Source organism: Denitrificimonas caeni, assembly GCF_027498055.1.
GTDB lineage: Bacteria > Pseudomonadota > Gammaproteobacteria > Pseudomonadales > Pseudomonadaceae > Denitrificimonas.
The window spans coordinates 1,028,987-1,047,942 of record NZ_CP114976.1 but is presented as its reverse complement, the minus strand read 5'-3'; the positions used below and the strand labels follow the sequence as shown (position 1 = coordinate 1,047,942).

At 50.0% G+C, this 18,956-nt stretch carries 17 protein-coding genes; 11 read left to right on the top strand and 6 right to left on the bottom strand.

Annotated features, from left to right (window positions below):
* Positions 1–147 precede the first annotated feature (147 nt).
* Both O6P33_RS05020 and O6P33_RS05015 read left to right on the top strand, forming a co-directional pair.
* Complete coding sequence (locus O6P33_RS05020; protein WP_269819120.1) at positions 148–948, top strand: cytochrome C assembly family protein; 801 nt, start codon at positions 148–150, stop codon at positions 946–948.
* A gap of 12 nt (positions 949–960) precedes the next feature.
* Positions 961–2,217 (top strand): HlyC/CorC family transporter, encoded by a 1,257-nt coding sequence (locus tag O6P33_RS05015; RefSeq protein WP_269819119.1) that lies wholly within the window; start codon positions 961–963, stop codon positions 2,215–2,217.
* 27 nt (positions 2,218–2,244) lie between these two features.
* On the opposite strand, the gene purT is transcribed toward O6P33_RS05015, so the two are convergent.
* Genes purT through O6P33_RS04995 form a run of 4 tightly spaced genes read right to left on the bottom strand, consistent with a single transcriptional unit; the run spans position 2,245 to position 4,792 of the window.
* On the bottom strand, positions 2,245–3,426 hold the full coding sequence (purT, locus tag O6P33_RS05010; protein ID WP_269819118.1) for a formate-dependent phosphoribosylglycinamide formyltransferase: 1,182 nt from the start codon (positions 3,424–3,426) through the stop codon (positions 2,245–2,247).
* Between the two features lie 16 nt (positions 3,427–3,442).
* Complete coding sequence (locus tag O6P33_RS05005) at positions 3,443–3,646, bottom strand: DUF1289 domain-containing protein (protein ID WP_269819117.1); 204 nt, start codon at positions 3,644–3,646, stop codon at positions 3,443–3,445.
* On the bottom strand, positions 3,630–4,163 hold the full coding sequence (locus tag O6P33_RS05000) for a gamma carbonic anhydrase family protein (protein ID WP_269819116.1): 534 nt from the start codon (positions 4,161–4,163) through the stop codon (positions 3,630–3,632). Before O6P33_RS05000 ends, O6P33_RS05005 begins: the two co-directional genes overlap by 17 nt.
* A 26-nt stretch (positions 4,164–4,189) precedes the next feature.
* On the bottom strand, positions 4,190–4,792 hold the full coding sequence (locus tag O6P33_RS04995) for a CoA pyrophosphatase (protein WP_269819465.1): 603 nt from the start codon (positions 4,790–4,792) through the stop codon (positions 4,190–4,192).
* A 195-nt stretch (positions 4,793–4,987) separates the two neighbouring features.
* Here O6P33_RS04995 and O6P33_RS04990 point away from each other — a divergent pair, with 195 nt between their 5' ends.
* Positions 4,988–5,491 carry a L,D-transpeptidase family protein gene (locus O6P33_RS04990; RefSeq protein ID WP_269819115.1) on the top strand — a complete coding sequence of 168 codons (504 nt, stop codon included), beginning with the start codon at positions 4,988–4,990 and terminating at the stop codon, positions 5,489–5,491.
* Positions 5,492–5,631: 140 nt separating this feature from the next.
* Here O6P33_RS04990 and purL read toward each other — a convergent pair whose 3' ends face one another.
* On the bottom strand, positions 5,632–9,528 hold the full coding sequence (purL, locus tag O6P33_RS04985; RefSeq protein WP_269819114.1) for a phosphoribosylformylglycinamidine synthase: 3,897 nt from the start codon (positions 9,526–9,528) through the stop codon (positions 5,632–5,634).
* 197 nt (positions 9,529–9,725) lie between these two features.
* Between purL and mltF the strand changes: the two genes are divergently transcribed.
* Positions 9,726–11,204 (top strand): membrane-bound lytic murein transglycosylase MltF, encoded by a 1,479-nt coding sequence (gene mltF / locus O6P33_RS04980; RefSeq protein ID WP_269819113.1) that lies wholly within the window; start codon positions 9,726–9,728, stop codon positions 11,202–11,204.
* Positions 11,205–11,209: 5 nt separating this feature from the next.
* Here mltF and tadA read toward each other — a convergent pair whose 3' ends face one another.
* The gene (gene tadA, locus O6P33_RS04975) at positions 11,210–11,680 is read right to left on the bottom strand and encodes a tRNA adenosine(34) deaminase TadA (protein ID WP_420094963.1); all 471 of its coding nucleotides are present in this window, start codon (positions 11,678–11,680) and stop codon (positions 11,210–11,212) included.
* Between the two features lie 384 nt (positions 11,681–12,064).
* On the opposite strand from tadA, the gene O6P33_RS04970 reads away from it, so the two are divergent.
* The 7 genes from O6P33_RS04970 (at position 12,065) to O6P33_RS04940 (ending at position 18,856) form a co-directional block, all read left to right on the top strand.
* Positions 12,065–13,852 carry an FUSC family protein gene (locus O6P33_RS04970; RefSeq protein WP_269819112.1) on the top strand — a complete coding sequence of 596 codons (1,788 nt, stop codon included), beginning with the start codon at positions 12,065–12,067 and terminating at the stop codon, positions 13,850–13,852.
* A 303-nt stretch (positions 13,853–14,155) separates the two neighbouring features.
* Complete coding sequence (locus tag O6P33_RS04965; protein WP_269819111.1) at positions 14,156–15,097, top strand: AEC family transporter; 942 nt, start codon at positions 14,156–14,158, stop codon at positions 15,095–15,097.
* A gap of 180 nt (positions 15,098–15,277) precedes the next feature.
* Positions 15,278–15,664, top strand: a complete 387-nt coding sequence (locus tag O6P33_RS04960; RefSeq protein WP_269819110.1) for a hypothetical protein — start codon at positions 15,278–15,280, stop codon at positions 15,662–15,664.
* A 15-nt stretch (positions 15,665–15,679) separates the two neighbouring features.
* Positions 15,680–15,889, top strand: coding sequence for a malate:quinone oxidoreductase (locus tag O6P33_RS04955; protein WP_420094962.1), 210 nt, complete (start codon positions 15,680–15,682; stop codon positions 15,887–15,889).
* 451 nt (positions 15,890–16,340) lie between these two features.
* The gene (sul2, locus tag O6P33_RS04950; RefSeq protein WP_001043260.1) at positions 16,341–17,156 is read left to right on the top strand and encodes a sulfonamide-resistant dihydropteroate synthase Sul2; all 816 of its coding nucleotides are present in this window, start codon (positions 16,341–16,343) and stop codon (positions 17,154–17,156) included.
* A gap of 60 nt (positions 17,157–17,216) precedes the next feature.
* Positions 17,217–18,020, top strand: a complete 804-nt coding sequence (aph(3'')-Ib, locus tag O6P33_RS04945) for an aminoglycoside O-phosphotransferase APH(3'')-Ib (protein ID WP_001082319.1) — start codon at positions 17,217–17,219, stop codon at positions 18,018–18,020.
* Entirely contained in the window at positions 18,020–18,856 is an 837-nt protein-coding gene (locus tag O6P33_RS04940) for an aminoglycoside O-phosphotransferase APH(6)-Id (RefSeq protein WP_000480968.1), read from the top strand. Before aph(3'')-Ib ends, O6P33_RS04940 begins: the two co-directional genes overlap by 1 nt.
* Positions 18,857–18,956 lie beyond the last annotated feature (100 nt).

The window sequence follows — 18,956 nt, the reverse complement described above, 5'->3', positions numbered from 1 at the left end:
GATATCGCTTTTTGGATACGGTAATGCTTGTCTAGCCTAAGAAAAGCAGCGAACATTGCCCCACACAATCCAGCAAAACAAATATTGTTTCTACGCTGGGCTATTATATGCCAAACTCAATCTATAGAAATTATTATATTAGGTCCTATGTCCACTCTGTTTTTTAGTCTTTTTGCGGCAATTTTTTACGGCGCCACTTCTGTCTATATGCTGAGCTGTCTCTGGCGACGGGCACCCATTAACAAAGCACTGGTGACTGGCCTCACTATCTTAGGGTTTAGCGCACACGGTATGAGCTTATACAGCCTGCTTCTATATGAGCACGGTTTACTGCTCAGCTTCTTTAATGCCGCCAGCCTAATTGCCTTTTCAGTTATTGGTTTAGTACTGCTGTGTCTCACTCGCATGTCAGTGCACATACTGTTGCTACCCTTGCTAATCCTTGGCGCTGCCTCGGTGCTCTGCGCGCAGTTTTTACCGCAAGGTAACCCACAGGCGATTAACGAAGCACCAGGTATTCTGGCTCATATTTTATTTTCTATTTTAGCCTACGGCATGATCACCATTGCAGTAGTGCAGTCTGTCATTTTATTAGTGCAAGATCAGCAGTTACGCAAGCGCCCAGTATCCACTTTGATCAAGCATTTCCCGCCGCTACAAACCATGGAAAGTTTATTATTTGGTTTTTTATGGGCAGGCTGGCTACTGCTGTCGCTCTCACTGATAACCGGCTGGCTATTTCTTGACAACTTATTTGCTCAACACTTAGTCCACAAAACTTTATTGTCCTGCATCGCCTGGTCAGTCTTTGCTGTCCTTTTATGGGGTCGTCATCAGCTTGGCTGGCGTGGCCACAAAGCTATTCGCTGGACCATCGCCGGATTCTTTTTATTAATGCTGGCCTACTTCGGCAGCAAACTAGTCCGTGAATTTATCTTAGTTATTTGAGGCTCCTTGCTTGTGGACGATATGCACCTGAGCTACTTACTTGGCTTGCTGATTTTTTTAATTATTTGTTCTGCATTTTTCTCTAGCGCAGAAACCGGGTTACTCAGCTTAAACCGCTACAGGCTACGCCACCTCAGTCGCGAAGGTAACCGCAGCGCACAACGTGCTCAACGCCTGTTAAACACCCCAGATCGCTTGCTAGGCACCATTTTGGTGGGCAACAACGTGGTGAATATTCTCGCCGCTTCGATTGCCACAGTGATTGCCGTTGATCTCTGGGGCGATGCCGGCGTGGTTATTGCCACCACAGCATTGACTATCGTCATTCTTATTTTTGGTGAAATCACCCCAAAAACTCTAGCGGCACTACGCCCAGAGCTAATTGCCTTCCCTGCCAGCCGGGTCATTTTATTATTAATGGCACCTTTGCGCCCGGTAGTCTGGCTCACAGGCACCATCAGTAACGGCTTGCTGCGCTTGTTTGGCGTGGATACCCGTCACCACTCCTCCGATAGCCTCTCCACCGAGGAACTGCGCAGCGTTGTGCGTGAAGCAGGTCAAGAACTACCGGGCAATCGTCAAGATATGCTGCTCGGCATTCTTGACTTAGAAAACGTCACTGTTAACGACATTATGATCCCGCGCAATGAAGTCTTTGGTATCGACCTCAATAGCAACCTAGATCAAATCATTTGGCAATTGCGCACCACTACACACACTCGCTTGCCGCTGTACCGTGAAAATATCAACCAAATCATGGGGGTTATTCATATGCGCCAAATTGCGCGCTTACTGACCCTAAACAAACTCACCCATGATGACTTGCAAGAAGCCTGCAGCGATCCCTATTTCGTCCCAGAAAGCACACCGCTCTCCACCCAGCTGCTCAACTTTCAAAAGCACAAACGGCGCATTGGCATTGTGGTCGATGAGTACGGCGATGTTGAAGGCATTGTTACCCTAGAGGATATCCTGGAAGAGATTGTTGGCGAATTCAGCGACCATGATCGCCGCGCCACCCCAGAAATACGCCAGCTCAATGACGGCAGCTACACCATTGACGGCGCAGCTTATATCCGTGACATCAATAAAGCTTTGGAGTGGGAGCTACCGAGCGATGGCCCGAAAACTCTAAACGGTTTAATTACCGAAATTCTAGAGTTTATTCCTGAGGGCGGAGTGTGCATTCAAGTTGGTCCGTATTATTTAGAGACGCTTGAAATCAAAGATAACCGCATCAGTCGCGCGCGCCTATGGGCTGGCGACTGAGCTGGTTAATTGCTCCGGTTGTGCGCTTTACAGCTCAACACGAATTTTACTAATCACTTGCAGCGCTTTCACTCGCGCTTCTTCTATGCTGACAGCTTGTGCCAACGCCACGCCCATGCGGCGTTCACCGTCAACTGCCGGCTTACCAAATAAGCGCAGCGCGGTATCAGGTTCTTGCAGCGCTTGCTCAAGCCCAGCAAAGGCTGTTTGCGTCGAGCGCCCCTGCACCAACAACACCGCTGACGCAGTTGCGCCCAGCTGCTTAATGGCTGGAATAGGTAAACCTAAAATCGCCCGCGCATGTAAAGCAAACTCTGATAAGTCTTGCGACATTAAAGTTACCAATCCAGTGTCATGGGGACGCGGGGACACCTCACTAAACCAAACTTGATCACCTTTTACGAACAGCTCAACGCCAAACACTCCGCGACCACCTAGCGCGTCGGTTACTCGCTGTGCAACGCGCTGTGCCGCAGCTAAGGCGGTTGGTGTCATTGCTTGCGGCTGCCATGATTCAACATAGTCTCCGGCTTCCTGCAGATGACCAATCGGCTCACAAAAGCTCGTACCGTTATTGTGGCGCACGGTCAGCAAGGTGATTTCGTAGTCAAAATCAATAAAGCCCTCCACGATCACCCGCCCAGCACCTGTACGCCCGCCTTCCTGAGCAGTTTGCCAAGCGCTACTGAGATCTGCCTCACTGCGCAATACGCTCTGCCCCTTGCCTGATGAACTCATCAAGGGCTTGACTACGCAGGGATAGCCCACCTGCTCAACACCAGCGCAATACTCAGCATAGTCATCGGCAAAACAGTAAGGCGAAGTGGGCAACTCAAGCTCTTCAGCAGCCAAACGGCGAATACCCTCACGATCCATCGTCAACTGCGTGGCCCGCGCGGTTGGAATAACGGTAAAACCTTCAGCCTCTAGAGCAACTAGGGTCGCCGTGGCAATGGCCTCAATCTCAGGAACAATATAATGCGGCTGTTCCTGCTCAATCACCGCACGCAAAGCAGCATCATCGAGCATATTAATGACATGACTGCGATGAGCAACCTGCATAGCCGGCGCATTGGCATAACGGTCCACGGCGATCACTTCAACACCGAAACGCTGCAGCTCAAGGGCAACCTCTTTACCCAGCTCACCTGCGCCACACAGCAAAACGCGTACCGCACTCGTTGACAAAGGTGTTCCTATACGGGGCATTGCATATCCTCACTCATTAACTCAGCAAACCTTGCTGCCGGGCACGCTGCGCGACTTGCTCAAGCACTTCGCGCCGCTGTTGATTATCCATGGTACCCCAACGGCTGATTTCATCACCGCTGCGCTGGCAGCCCATACAAATATCGTTAATATCCAGCGCACAGACACTGATGCACGGTGACTTAATTGGTTTTTCGCGGGGTTTAGGGGGTGTCGTCATTGTCTTCCTGCAAGTGTTCGGCATAACGTTGGGCATTATGCACATAATGGGCGGCACTGGCTTCCAGCATGGTTTTTTGCTGCTCTGTCAGCTGACGAATAACCTTACCGGGCGAGCCGACCACCAAGCTGCCATCGGGAATCTCTTTGCCTTCGGCGATGAGCGTATTGGCGCCAATAATACAATGCTTGCCAATTTTAGCGCCGTTAAGAATCACCGCGCCAATGCCAATTAAACTGTAATCGCCCACAGTGCAACCGTGTAGCATGGCGTTATGCCCTACAGTGACGCCTTGACCTAAAGTCAGCGGCCAGCCCATATCAGTATGCATAACGGTGCCATCTTGCACGTTACTGTTTTCACCAATATGGATCAGTTCATTATCACCACGCAGCACAGCGCTAAACCAAATATTAGCACCGGCATCCAAGCGCACTTTACCAATCACCGCAGCAGTGGGCGCAACCCAGCTGTCTGGATGAGCAGCAACTCGACTATCAGCTAAACGGTATTTCATGTGTATTTCCTTTTTATGATTATTATTTAAAGTTCTCTTTTGCTGAGCTGTGGTGGCTCAGTCAGAATAATCTTGGTGTCATAAAGCAGATTAATCAGCTCCACCACCATCACCGCCGTGAGGCCCCAAATCTTATAGCCAGCAAAATGATAACTGGGCACATACCAGGTACGCCCCAAGTAATCGATGCGATGCGTGGATTGTCGAGGGTCTTCAGCAAAGAACTCCAAGGGCACTGAAAAGATTGATTCAATCTCGCCAGCATTGGCTTGATACTCAACTGCGTGCGGAACAAAGCCCACATAAGGGGTTACTTTAACTCCGTGACGGGAAACCAACTCACTTAAAGGCCCTACCACTTCCACCAAACCCGGCTCAAGGCCTACCTCCTCGTGGGTTTCGCGCAAGGCAGTACTAATCAAGTCGCAATCTTCCGGATCACGGCGCCCGCCGGGAAAAGCCACTTCACCACCATGGGTGGAGAGATTCTGAGCGCGCAAAGTAAGCACTAACTCTGGATCTGCAGCACGAGTCAGCGGCATTAGCACTGCGGCCTCGCGAGCATGGGGCGGCAATGCCAAGGCACGCGGCGAATAGCTTTGTATACGTTGTATGACATTATCTAACACAGGCATACTCCACACCTTGATATCTATTCATCATGCCAGAACCCTACGCTGCGCCCAAGTCACTTAACAACCTCTAAACCAAAAGTATGTTATTGCTGGCAGCGCTAACAAATCGCCAGACCACTAGAAAGTGTTTAGACTAGCGGCCACAATAATTTAGCTTCTAGCAGCTACAGCTTTTTCGGATATTTATTTATGCGTGCATTATTTATTAGCTTACTTTTAGCTTTACCAGCCCTTGCCTACGCCAGCTCTGCCAACAGCAGCATATCGCCGCCCCACATTGATAAAGTTTTAGTGGTTAAGTCCGAGCGTGCTTTGCATTTAATGCACCGTGGCAATGTGATTAAAACGTACCGCGTTTCCCTTGGCAAAAAGCCTGGTGCTAAAGAGCATGAAGGCGACCAACGCACCCCAGAAGGTATTTATTGGATTAATTGGCGCAAGCCTAGCGATAACTATAACTTATCGATGCATATTTCTTACCCCAACGCCAAAGACCTGAAGCGCTCTGAAGAGCTGGGCTTACCACCGGGCGGGATGATTATGCTGCACGGCACCCCAGATGACGAAGAATATCCAGAGTGGTTTTTCAGTAGCCTTGACTGGACTGAAGGCTGTATTGCCCTCAACAACAACGATATGCAGGAAGTATGGAAAACCGTCAAGGATGGGACGCTGATTGAGATTCGCCCATAAGCTGAGTCAATAGCACTGCCACAGCGCAAGCTCAGCACTGTCGGCCTAAAGACAGCGCCGACTCACTCGATGCGCAGCATAAAAACACCAGAAACCATAACGCCGCTAAATTAGCGGCGTTATGGTTTTAGCAGCCGAACTTAATCAACCCAAACCCGTGCATTACGGAACATGCGCAGCCACGCACCATCATCCTGCCACTCATCTGGGCGCCAAGAGTTCTGCACCGCACGGAACAAGCGCTCCGGGTGCGGCATCATAATGGTGACACGGCCATCACGGTTGGTTAAACCGGTAATTCCATTGGCTGAACCATTCGGGTTCGCTGGATAACGCTCTGTGACCTTACCGTAGTTGTCCACATAGCGCAGACTCACACAGCCCGATACATCTGATTCCAGCTGTGCATCAGCACTGGCGTACTCAGCGCGCCCTTCACCGTGCGCCACAGCAACTGGCATCCGTGAACCCGCCATCCCCTGCAAGAAGATAGAAGCCGACTCTTGCACTTCCACCATAGCTACCCGAGCATCAAACTGCTCAGACTGGTTGCGCACAAATCGTGGCCAGAACTCTGAGCCTGGGATCAGCTCAGTGAGGTTAGACAGCATCTGACAACCGTTACACACACCTAAGGTGAAACTATCGTCACGCTCGAAGAAACCCGCAAACGCATCGCGCGCACGGTTGTTAAACAGGATGGATTTAGCCCAGCCCTCACCGGCACCTAAGACGTCACCGTACGAGAAACCACCACAGGCAACGAGGCCTTTAAAGGTGTCTAAATCAATACGGCCTTCCAGCACATCACTCATATGCACATCAATTGCAGCAAAGCCTGCGCGATCAAATGCAGCAGCCATTTCCACGTGACCATTGACGCCCTGTTCACGCAAGACCGCCACTCGCGGACGCAAGCCTTTTTTGATGTACGGCGCACTGATATCAGCATTAATATCAAATGTCAGCTTAGCGGATAAACCTGGGTCTTCTTGATCCAATAAGGCTTCGAACTCTTGCTCAGCACATTCAGCATTATCACGTAAACGCTGGATCTGATAGCTGGTTTCTGTCCAAATCCGCTGCAGCAAACGACGTTCGCCTTTAAAGACTGCTTGATCAGCAAGGCTAACTTTTACGCTATCACCTGCCACTGGGCGACCAATAACACTGACACACTCCGCTAATCCAGCTTGGGCAAATGCTGCAAGCACGGCATCAAGATCAGAGCTTAGCACCTGTACCACCGCACCTAACTCTTCGTTAAGTAGCGCTGCGTTCACCTGCTCCTCGGCAATCTTTAAAGCATCCAAGTTAATGTCTAAACCACAGTGCCCAGCAAAGGCCATTTCTAAGACAGTGGTCAACAAACCACCATCAGAACGGTCATGGTAAGCCAGCAATTTCTGCTCGGCATTGAGGCTTTGGATGGTGCTAAAAAATACTTTTAGATCCTCAGCACTGTCTACATCCGGTGTGCTCTGGCCAACTTGGCTGTAAACCTGGGCAAAAATTGAAGCGCCTAAACGGTTTTGTCCGCGACCTAAGTCAATCAGCACTAAAGCACTGTCGCCTTTGTCTAAACGCAGCTGCGGAGTCATGGTTTGACGAATATCAGGGACAGGTGCAAAACCAGTAATCACCAAAGAGAGCGGCGAAGTTACGGATTTTTCCGTGCCTTCATCAGCCCAACTGGTTTTCATCGACATCGAGTCTTTACCCACCGGAATGGTAATACCCAATGCTGGACACAGCTCCATACCGACGGCTTGCACAGTGTCGTACAGACGCGCGTCTTCACCTGGATGCCCAGTTGCCGCCATCCAGTTGGCTGACAAACGAATATCAGAAATCTTATTGATACGTGCCGCGGCAAGGTTAGTGACAGCTTCACCCACCGCCATACGGCCCGAGGCTGGTGCATCCAACACAGCTAAAGGTGTACGCTCGCCCATGGCCATGGCTTCACCCACATAAGCATCAAAGCTGCTAGCGGTTACTGCGCAATCTGCCACTGGCACTTGCCATGGGCCAACAAACTGATCGCGGGCAACTAAGCCCGTCACACTGCGGTCACCGATGGTGATTAAGAAGCTTTTGCTACCCACGGTTGGGTGGCGCAAAATGCGCTCGGTAACGTCTTGCAGATTGTACTGAGCAGCAGCAAAGTCATCCGCAACCTCAGCTTCACGGGTGACGCTACGGTGCATACGCGGCGGTTTACCCAGCAAGACATCCAGCGGCATATCCACCGGCGTATTAGCAAAGTGGCTGTCATTTACAGTCAAATGACGCTCAGCAGTGGCCTCACCGACTACCGCATAAGGGCAACGCTCGCGCTCACAAATAGCCGCAAAACGCTCGAGGTTTTCTGGCGTGACTGCCATCACGTAACGCTCTTGCGATTCATTACACCAAATCTCTAGCGGGCTCATGCCCGGCTCGTCATTGGGAATGTTGCGTAAATTAAAGATACCGCCGCGACCCGCATCATTCACCAGCTCAGGGAAAGCGTTGGATAAACCACCGGCCCCTACGTCATGAATAAAGCTGATCGGGTTGTCATCACCCAACTGCCAGCAGCTGTCGATTACTTCCTGACAACGGCGCTCCATTTCTGGGTTTTCACGCTGCACGGAAGCAAAATCCAAATCAGCAGACGATGCACCTGTCGCCATAGACGACGCTGCACCACCACCCAAGCCAATTAACATGGCTGGGCCGCCAAGAACAATCAACTTACTGCCAACAGCAATGTCATCTTTTTGCACGTGCTCAGCACGGATATTACCTAAACCACCGGCCAACATAATTGGTTTGTGGTAACCGCGCACTTCAGGTCCGCGGGGACTAGCAACTGCCTGCTCAAAAGAGCGAAAGTAACCGGTAATTGCCGGTCGACCAAACTCATTATTAAACGCAGCACCACCGAGCGGGCCTTCAAGCATAATATCCAGCGCATTCACAATGCGCTCAGGCTTGCCGTACGGCACTTCCCAAGGCTGAATATAGCCTGGGATATTTAAGTTAGACACCGTAAAGCCGGTTAAACCTGCTTTGGGCTTAGAGCCGCGACCGGTCGCACCTTCGTCACGAATCTCACCACCGGAACCTGTTGAAGCACCAGGAAAAGGAGCAATGGCGGTTGGGTGGTTATGGGTTTCAACTTTCATCAAGATATGAATGGGCTCTTGATGAGCAGCATACTCGCCTGTTTCTGGATCTGGAAAGAAACGACCAGCGCTAAAACCTTCAATCACTGAGGCATTATCACTATAAGCAGATAGCACACCTTCACTGTTCATTTGGAAAGTGTTTTTGATCATGGCAAACAAGGATTTTTCTTGCGCCTGACCATCCACATCCCAGCTGGCATTAAAGATTTTATGACGGCAATGCTCAGAGTTGGCTTGCGCAAACATCATCAGCTCAACATCATGCGGATTACGGCCCAGCTTTTTAAAACTGTTAACTAAATACTCAACCTCATCTTCAGCCAGTGCCAAACCTAGATCAATATTGGCTTTTTCTAAGCTTTCAATACCGCCGGTAAGCACATCAATGACCGCCAATGGGCGCGGCTGAGCATGACTAAACAAGGCAGATGCCTCTTCCATAGCACCCAGAACTAATTGAGTCATGCGGTCATGTAAAGCCGCCTCAATGAGCCGGCTCTCAGTATCGCTGTAGTCGCCTGTAATGTAGTACGCCATACCGCGCTCAATGCGCTCTACTTTGGCCAGACCGCAGTTTTTCGCGATATCAGTCGCCTTACTAGACCAGGGTGAAATAGTGCCAAAACGCGGCACCACTAAAAATAAACGCCCGCTTGGCTCTTGGCTTGGTACGCTTGGACCATAGGTCAGCAAGCGGCTGAGGACTTGGCCCTCGTCACTGCTTAATGCAGCTGAAACCTCAACAAAATGAGCAAACTCAGCGTACAAACCGCTGACAGAGGGGACCTTCTGACGCAATTGTTCAAAAAGTTTCTCGTGGCGAAAAGCAGATAGGGCAGGAGCGCCGCGCAAGATCAGCATCGTCGTGACAGCCTCAGAAAAGTTGTGTGAATTGGGCGGATATTCTAGTCCCCACGGCAATAAATAACCATCCAAATCTACTAAACAGATATTTATTGGCTGAAAAAATAGTTTATAACTGCCTATTGCGCTTTTAATTGAGCAGAGCTGGCCGCTTTTCTTTGCTGCTTGAAGAAGCAATTGCGTATACTGCGCCCATGAGCTCACTGATCACTTTCCCAATTCGCGGCCTACTTCTCAGCTGCGCAGCCAGCTTGCTCCTGATTTTAAGTGGGTGCAGCAAGCCGACTCCTAACACTTTGCAAAAAATCCAAGAGCAAGGGGTTTTGCATGTAATCACCCGCAATAGCCCATCGACCTACTTCCAAGACCGTTATGGCGATACTGGGTTTGAGTATGAACTGGTGAAACGCTTCGCTGAGCAATTGGGCGTTGAGCTAAAAATCGAAACCGCCGACAACATCGACCAGCTGTTCAACCGTCTTGATGAGGAAGAAGGCCCAGTCTTGGCCGCTGCCGGTTTAATCTCAACCACTGAGCGCTTAGCCAATGTACGCTTTTCTGACCCTTATTTAGAAGTTGCTTCGCAGGTTATTTATCACCAGAAAAACCCGCGCCCTAAGCAGCCTAAGCACTTAGCAGATAAAAAACTGCTGGTACTCAAAGGCAGCATCCACGAAGAAAACCTGCAAACGCTTAAGCAAGAAGTCCCCAACCTCACTTACGCCGTGTCTGATCAGGTGGAGAATGTGGATTTATTGCGCATGGTCGATGAAGAGCAAATCGATCTGACCTTAGTCAACTCAAACCAAGTTGCCATGAATCAGGTGTACTTCCCCAACATTCGTATCGCCTTTACCCTGCAAGACAGCCTGCAGCAAAGCTGGGCAATTGCCGCTGGTGAAGATGTCAGCCTGCTCAACGAAATCAACCGTTTCTTAGCCAATGCCAAACAATCCGGGTTATTGCAGCAGCTGGCTGAGCGCTACTACGGGCATGTTGATACCTTAGGCTATGTTGGTGCAAATGCTTTTGCTCGGCACTTACAAGAGCGCCTACCCAGCTATGAGGCAGCTTTTCGTGATGCAGGCAATAACCATGCAGTTGATTGGCGCTTATTGGCCGCCATGGGCTATCAAGAATCCCACTGGCTACCCACCGCCACTTCAAAAACTGGCGTACGCGGTTTAATGATGCTCACCCAACGCACCGCTAAGGCTATGGGAGTTAAAAACCGTTTAGACCCCAAGCAAAGCATTGAAGGTGGCGCACGTTACATTGCCTTACTGATGTCGCAATTGCCGGAAAGCATTCACCCTGCAGATCGCATCTGGTTTGCCCTTGCTGCTTATAACGTTGGCATGGGCCACCTGGAAGATGCACGCAAACTCACTGCAGCAGAAGGTTTAGACCCAAACAAATGGCTGGACGTAAAAAACATCCTGCCGCGTTTAGCGCAAAAGCAGTGGTACAGCAAAACCCGCTACGGTTATGCTCGCGGCGGTGAGCCAGTTCACTTCGTCAATAATATTCGCCGTTATTACGACATTTTAACGTGGGTGACACAACCGCAAATCGAAGGCACTAGCCTTGCCAGCGGTACTACCCACGTGCCAGGCTTTGAGGCGCCCAGCCAGTCGAGTCAGCCAAAGGATCCAGATGTTATTACGCCTTAAGCAGCCTAACGCCGCGCCTTAAAAAATGCCTTGAGCATCTGCGCGGATTCCTGCGCCAACACACCACCACTGACTTCTACGCGGTGGTTAAGAAACGGCTGGGCAAAGAAACTTCCTTGACTGGCCACCGCACCGGCACGCGGCTCACTGGCTGCAAATACCACCCGCGCTATTCGCGCATGCACAATTAAACCAGCACACATATGGCACGGCTCTAAAGTGACATACAGCGTTGTCGCGGGCAGTCGATAGTTTTGCAACCGAGTAGCGGCATCCCGAATAGCCTGCACTTCCGCATGAGCGCTGGGATCATTTAAACTAATGGGACTGTTAAAACCCTGGCCAATAATTTCCCCCTCTTGCACTAGGACTGCGCCCACCGGCACCTCGCCTAAAGCCGCGCCCTGCTCAGCCAAACCCATCGCTACGCGCATAAAGGCCTCATCCTGTACATGCTGCTGATCGAACTCTGGCACCGCACCTACTCCACGGGTAAAACAAACGAGTCTATTTTATCCAGAGCAAGATTGACATCCTCCCGGACCTAAAGAGGCTGTCGCAAAGCATTTAATAGCCCATGATGAAACAGGCTTAGCACCAGCAGTTCATTACCGCTATAAACTCAAATCCATTCTTATTAAAGTAGCCACCTGCAATATTGAACAAAATGCGCTAGCTTATAAATTATCGACCTTGAGATGTGAGGCCGTCATATGTGGCTCCAGAAGATATTTAGCTTAGCCCCCGCAAAATGGCCTGTTGGTCGCAGTATTCGCACAGCCATAGGAGTTGGCACGCCACTGGCTATCGGGTTGATCAGCGGTCAAATGCTGCTCTGCTTATGGGTCACCCTCGGCGTTATGATGCAGTCCGTTGCAGAAGGCCCTGGCTCTTATCGCTCGCTATTTAGGATCACCTTGATTGCTGCCCCGATTGGCGCGTTGGGTTATTTTGCTGGCTATTTATGGCTACTACCTGCCCCTGCGGCAATCGCTGCTTTAACTGCCATCGCATTTTTAGCCGGCATCATCAATAGCTATGGTGCGGCCTACTCCAAAGGCACGTTACAAGGATTACTCGCCGCCTCTGTAGCCTACGGCTTAGCGCCAGAAATCCATGCTGCCATTGCTTTCTGGCATGCAGCACTGCTTTATTTAAGCGGTGTTGCCTATTACCTGTTACTGCTCAGCATGGAGGCTATGATTGATAAAAAACGGCCACAGCGCCAATTATTAGCAAATTATTTAACTGCTTTGGCCCACTTAGCTAAAGCCCGGTTATCAGAGGAGAACAAGCACAACAGCCAAATCCAAGTTGATGCTGCCAGTCGCATGGCAATCGATAAGTACCAAGCCCTCTACAATGTCCTGCTCGAGCACCGCTCTGCCAATAGCGCCCGCTCTAAAGAAAACCAAAACAATGCCACTATTTTGCAAGCCGGCGACAGTGTGTTTGCCGCAATACTCGCTGAGTCCAACATTCTGCAATTACGCACCAGCGCTGACACTTTGCAAACTCTGGCCCAAGCTATAAAGCACAACAAGCCCCTGCCTAAGCCAAGCACAGATCTAGCAGCAAATCACCGACTGGCCATGCGCCTCAATGAACTCAGCAGCGCCATCGAAACCTTAGACTCCGTCAGCGCCCGAGCCTCACGTGAACTTAGCCAAATCCTGCAAATATCACACGTGTGGAAATATCGCTCACTGTCCTTGGAGCACTTAATTGTTGGCCCGCAGGTATTAAAAACGGCAGCGAAACTGGCCCTGTGCATGGCTATTGCCTTTAGCATGCAGTATGTCGTGCATGGCAATCACTGGTACTGGATCCCGTTAACAGTGTCCTTAGTTATGAAGCCTGAACTCGGCTCGGTATTTGTGCGAGCAGTTTTGCGTACCCTAGGCACTGCGCTTGGTGTAATAGTCGCCACGGCTATTTTGCTACTTATTCCCAAAGGTGCGCTGCTCTTGCTTATTTTAGTAGGGCTGGCCAGCTGCTTGCCTTGGGCCATGCAGCGCTCTTATGCTTTGCAGTCTTTCTTTTTAACGCCCTTAGTGCTCATATTAATTGACCTTTCCACACCGGGGCTGCACAACATTAATTATGCAAACCAGCGTTTAATGGATACTGTTATTGGTGGCATTATTGTTTTGATTTTTGGCTACTTCATTTGGCCTCGCGCCCAAGAACAACACTTGAGCAGCACTTATCAAGCCGCCATGACGGCTTTAGCCAATTATTTTCGTAGCGTTTGCACAGCAACTACAGCCTTGCCACCCAGCGTTCGCCGGGATATTTATAGCCAACTCTCAAACCTACGCACACAGCTGCAAAAACAACTATCTGAACCAGCACCACTGGATCGCGAAGCAGCCCACTGGTTTCCAATCGTAGTTGCTACTGAGCGTTTAACCGATCAGATCACTGCCTATGCAGAAAACCGGCAACAAGGTGCGCCTTTAGTCGACGCTAAAAAAGTAGAGCAGTTGGCGCAAACGATGCAAGCAATTACCGCAGCGAACCTATCTTTAGCTGAAAACACACTGTACGACGCACGACAACCGAATGCGGTTTTTTTAGAGCAGGTATCCAGTACTATCAACACCCTGTTACGTTTACTGCATCAAGAGCAACCGTCAGACAAGTAGCGCATACAAGTGTATAAATGATGTACTGTTTTAAATAGCAAAACAGTACATCAGGACTCAGACCAAACCACGCAAGCAAAGCAAAGGCTCATACACTTAAAAAACAAAACAACTTTAAGTAAGCACTCAAACTCATAGTACCAATACCAGCTAAATTTTATAGCGCTACCCAGCTCACTTCACTGCACTAAAGAGTAATAACTTTAAGCAAGACAAAGATCGTATGTGCTAATTTCCTATAAAACAACAGCCTCCTATTGAGGCGTGTAGTGGCTTAAGCCATCTAAGGATAAAGGAATATATATGCTGAATGATTATTTAAACGTATTGGTACTTTTCTTGGTGGTTAGCTTAGGCATAGCCCTGGCTAAGGCGAAGTGGTTAACCGATGCCAGCAATACCACTTTGACTAAACTACTCCTGAACATAACGTTACCCGCCACTCTAGTCTTATCAATAACCAGCGACTTTACTCACAGTGAGTTCATTAGGCTATTGCCTTACGTGATATTACCCACCGCGGTTATCTTAACCTTAATGGCTTTATCTTATTTGCTCACAAAAGTGATTAAGGTCAACCCAGCAGACAGAGGGCTATTTATCGGTTTATGCTCAATGAGCAGTACTATTTTCTTTGGTATCCCCATTACCCTTGCTGTGTATGGCTACCATGGCTTGCCTTATGCTCTGCTAACTTATGCAGCACAAACTCTTATTTATTGGACGCTGGGGTTGTACTTATTGGATAGCAAAGCAATAGATACCAAAAGCTGCAAAGGTTTGGTTAAAAGTATCGGAAAAGAAATAGTCAACATGCCCTTGATTGCATTTGCACTGGGGGTCGGTATTTTATTTTTGGGCATTAAAGTTCCCGCCGTCATCAACACCTTTCTTGGCTACTTATCTGGCATGACCTCTGGCTTAGCCATGCTTATTGTGGGAACTATTATATTTATATCTGGCATTAAAAATATAAAGATCAATCGAATATTGTGGGTGATTGTCATTTTTAGATTTTTAGTTGCACCGGCTCTGGTGCTAGCCTTTGGTTGGCTGTTTTCTATCGATCGTGAAATGGTTAAAATCACCATCTTGATCTGCTCGCTACCTATCCCAAATACCACAGTAATACTCGCAGAAAAATACAAAGCAAATTTACCCTTAGCAACCGGAGCTTTATCATTTTCGATAGGCATTTACCTTATATTCTTACCTGTCATCCTGTTTGCTATCCATACAATATGAGGCAGGCTAAGAGCTGGGATCATAAAGGCCCGTGAAAACAGTGTTTCACTCTTACTTGTAGAAATATAAAGCAACCCCATTCTTTATTTAAAATAAATCACTGACTAGCAAGATAATGCTTAGCTCATCACAGATAAGTTGATAAGCTGAAAAACACTATAAATAAGGAGCAGATAAATTATGATTCGTTGCGTTCGCATGTGGACTGGTGAAGACGGTAACTCAGTGTTTGAAGAAGGCACTATTGAGTTTAAAGAAGGGGCTCGCGGTGATCACGCCAGCTTATCACTCCCAGTAACCCACCTCTCATTTCAGGAAACAACCGCAGGCGGCTCTTATGATTGGCACCAGGATCCTGAGCCGCGTTATGTCATCACCCTTTCAGGGACCCTAGAGTTTGAAATGAAAAACGGTGCGACCTTTATCATCAACCCAGGTGATATTTTATTGGCTCAAGATAACAGTGGTAGCGGCCATAAGTGGCGGTTAATTAGTGACGAACCTTGGCGTCGTGCTTATGTTGTCTACCAAGAACCTGCTGGAGTTTCTTTTAAAGCCAACAAGTGATAGGAGTTATTGTTCATGAGTAAATCTATACCTGAACAAGCAGATGTGGTCTTAATTGGCGCTGGTATAATGAGCGCCACCTTAGGAACATTTCTGAAAGAGCTAGAGCCCAATCTAAATATAGTCGCATTTGAAAGACTCAATGATTGCGCTCAAGAAAGCTCAGATGCCGACAACGTGAAATACCTTAAGCAGCGTTATCGTCAGATATCTGCCCACCATTAGCACCAGTACGATAGGGCTAAGAGCGGCTAATATGGTATGCAACAACATATAAGCCCCCCTAGCTAATGACCACCACTTGGCAAGTAAAGTGGTGTCATTAAAAGTTTTAATGACTGATCAGTACCAGCAGTGCTTAACGTTGAATCACTCCCACTCTATTGTAAACAAGACATTTTTATCTTTTATATTCAATGGCTTATTTTCCTGCTAATTGGTAATACCATGAAAAATACCATGCTCAGAAAAGGCTTAACAATATTTTGAAAAATTGCCTACTGAGCGCTGCCGCACAGCTCCATAGGCCGCTTTCCTGGCTTTGCTTCCAGATGTATGCTCTACTGCTCCTGCAGCTAATGGATCACCGCAAACAGGTTACTCGCCTGGGGATTCCCTTTCGACCCGAGCATCCGTATGAGACTCATGCTCGATTATTATTATTATAGAAGCCCCCATGAATAAATCGCTCATCATTTTCGGCATCGTCAACATAACCTCGGACAGTTTCTCCGATGGAGGCCGGTATCTGGCGCCAGACGCAGCCATTGCGCAGGCGCGTAAGCTGATGGCCGAGGGGGCAGATGTGATCGACCTCGGTCCGGCATCCAGCAATCCCGACGCCGCGCCTGTTTCGTCCGACACAGAAATCGCGCGTATCGCGCCGGTGCTGGACGCGCTCAAGGCAGATGGCATTCCCGTCTCGCTCGACAGTTATCAACCCGCGACGCAAGCCTATGCCTTGTCGCGTGGTGTGGCCTATCTCAATGATATTCGCGGTTTTCCAGACGCTGCGTTCTATCCGCAATTGGCGAAATCATCTGCCAAACTCGTCGTTATGCATTCGGTGCAAGACGGGCAGGCAGATCGGCGCGAGGCACCCGCTGGCGACATCATGGATCACATTGCGGCGTTCTTTGACGCGCGCATCGCGGCGCTGACGGGTGCCGGTATCAAACGCAACCGCCTTGTCCTTGATCCCGGCATGGGGTTTTTTCTGGGGGCTGCTCCCGAAACCTCGCTCTCGGTGCTGGCGCGGTTCGATGAATTGCGGCTGCGCTTCGATTTGCCGGTGCTTCTGTCTGTTTCGCGCAAATCCTTTCTGCGCGCGCTCACAGGCCGTGGTCCGGGGGATGTCGGGGCCGCGACACTCGCTGCAGAGCTTGCCGCCGCCGCAGGTGGAGCTGACTTCATCCGCACACACGAGCCGCGCCCCTTGCGCGACGGGCTGGCGGTATTGGCGGCGCTGAAAGAAACCGCAAGAATTCGTTAACTGCACATTCGGGATATTTCTCTATATTCGCGCTTCATCAGAAAACTGAAGGAACCTCCATTGAATCGAACTAATATTTTTTTTGGTGAATCGCATTCTGACTGGTTGCCTGTCAGAGGCGGAGAATCTGGTGATTTTGTTTTTCGACGTGGTGACGGGCATGCCTTCGCGAAAATCGCACCTGCTTCCCGCCGCGGTGAGCTCGCTGGAGAGCGTGACCGCCTCATTTGGCTCAAAGGTCGAGGTGTGGCTTGCCCCGAGGTCATCAACTGGCAGGAGGAACAGGAGGGTGCATGCTTGGTGATAACGGCAATTCCGGGAGTACCGGCGGCTGATCTGTCTGGAGCGGATTTGCTCAAAGCGTGGCCGTCAATGGGGCAGCAACTTGGCGCTGTTCACAGCCTATCGGTTGATCAATGTCCGTTTGAGCGCAGGCTGTCGCGAATGTTCGGACGCGCCGTTGATGTGGTGTCCCGCAATGCCGTCAATCCCGACTTCTTACCGGACGAGGACAAGAGTACGCCGCAGCTCGATCTTTTGGCTCGTGTCGAACGAGAGCTACCGGTGCGGCTCGACCAAGAGCGCACCGATATGGTTGTTTGCCATGGTGATCCCTGCATGCCGAACTTCATGGTGGACCCTAAAACTCTTCAATGCACGGGTCTGATCGACCTTGGGCGGCTCGGAACAGCAGATCGCTATGCCGATTTGGCACTCATGATTGCTAACGCCGAAGAGAACTGGGCAGCGCCAGATGAAGCAGAGCGCGCCTTCGCTGTCCTATTCAATGTATTGGGGATCGAAGCCCCCGACCGCGAACGCCTTGCCTTCTATCTGCGATTGGACCCTCTGACTTGGGGTTGATGTTCATGCCGCCTGTTTTTCCTGCTCATTGGCACGTTTCGCAACCTGTTCTCATTGCGGACACCTTTTCCAGCCTCGTTTGGAAAGTTTCATTGCCAGACGGGACTCCTGCAATCGTCAAGGGATTGAAACCTATAGAAGACATTGCTGATGAACTGCGCGGGGCCGACTATCTGGTATGGCGCAATGGGAGGGGAGCAGTCCGGTTGCTCGGTCGTGAGAACAATCTGATGTTGCTCGAATATGCCGGGGAGCGAATGCTCTCTCACATCGTTGCCGAGCACGGCGACTACCAGGCGACCGAAATTGCAGCGGAACTAATGGCGAAGCTGTATGCCGCATCTGAGGAACCCCTGCCTTCTGCCCTTCTCCCGATCCGGGATCGCTTTGCAGCTTTGTTTCAGCGGGCGCGCGATGATCAAAACGCAGGTTGTCAAACTGACTACGTCCACGCGGCGATTATAGCCGATCAAATGATGAGCAATGCCTCGGAACTGCGTGGGCTACATGGCGATCTGCATCATGAAAACATCATGTTCTCCAGTCGCGGCTGGCTGGTGATAGATCCCGTCGGTCTGGTCGGTGAAGTGGGCTTTGGCGCCGCCAATATGTTCTACGATCCGGCTGACAGAGACGACCTTTGTCTCGATCCTAGACGCATTGCACAGATGGCGGACGCATTCTCTCGTGCGCTGGACGTCGATCCGCGTCGCCTGCTCGACCAGGCGTACGCTTATGGGTGCCTTTCCGCAGCTTGGAACGCGGATGGAGAAGAGGAGCAACGCGATCTAGCTATCGCGGCCGCGATCAAGCAGGTGCGACAGACGTCATACTAGATATCAAGCGACTTCTCCTATCCCCTGGGAACACATCAATCTTACCGGAGAATATCGTTGGCCAAAGCCTTAGCGTAGGATTTCGCCCTCTCCCGCAAAC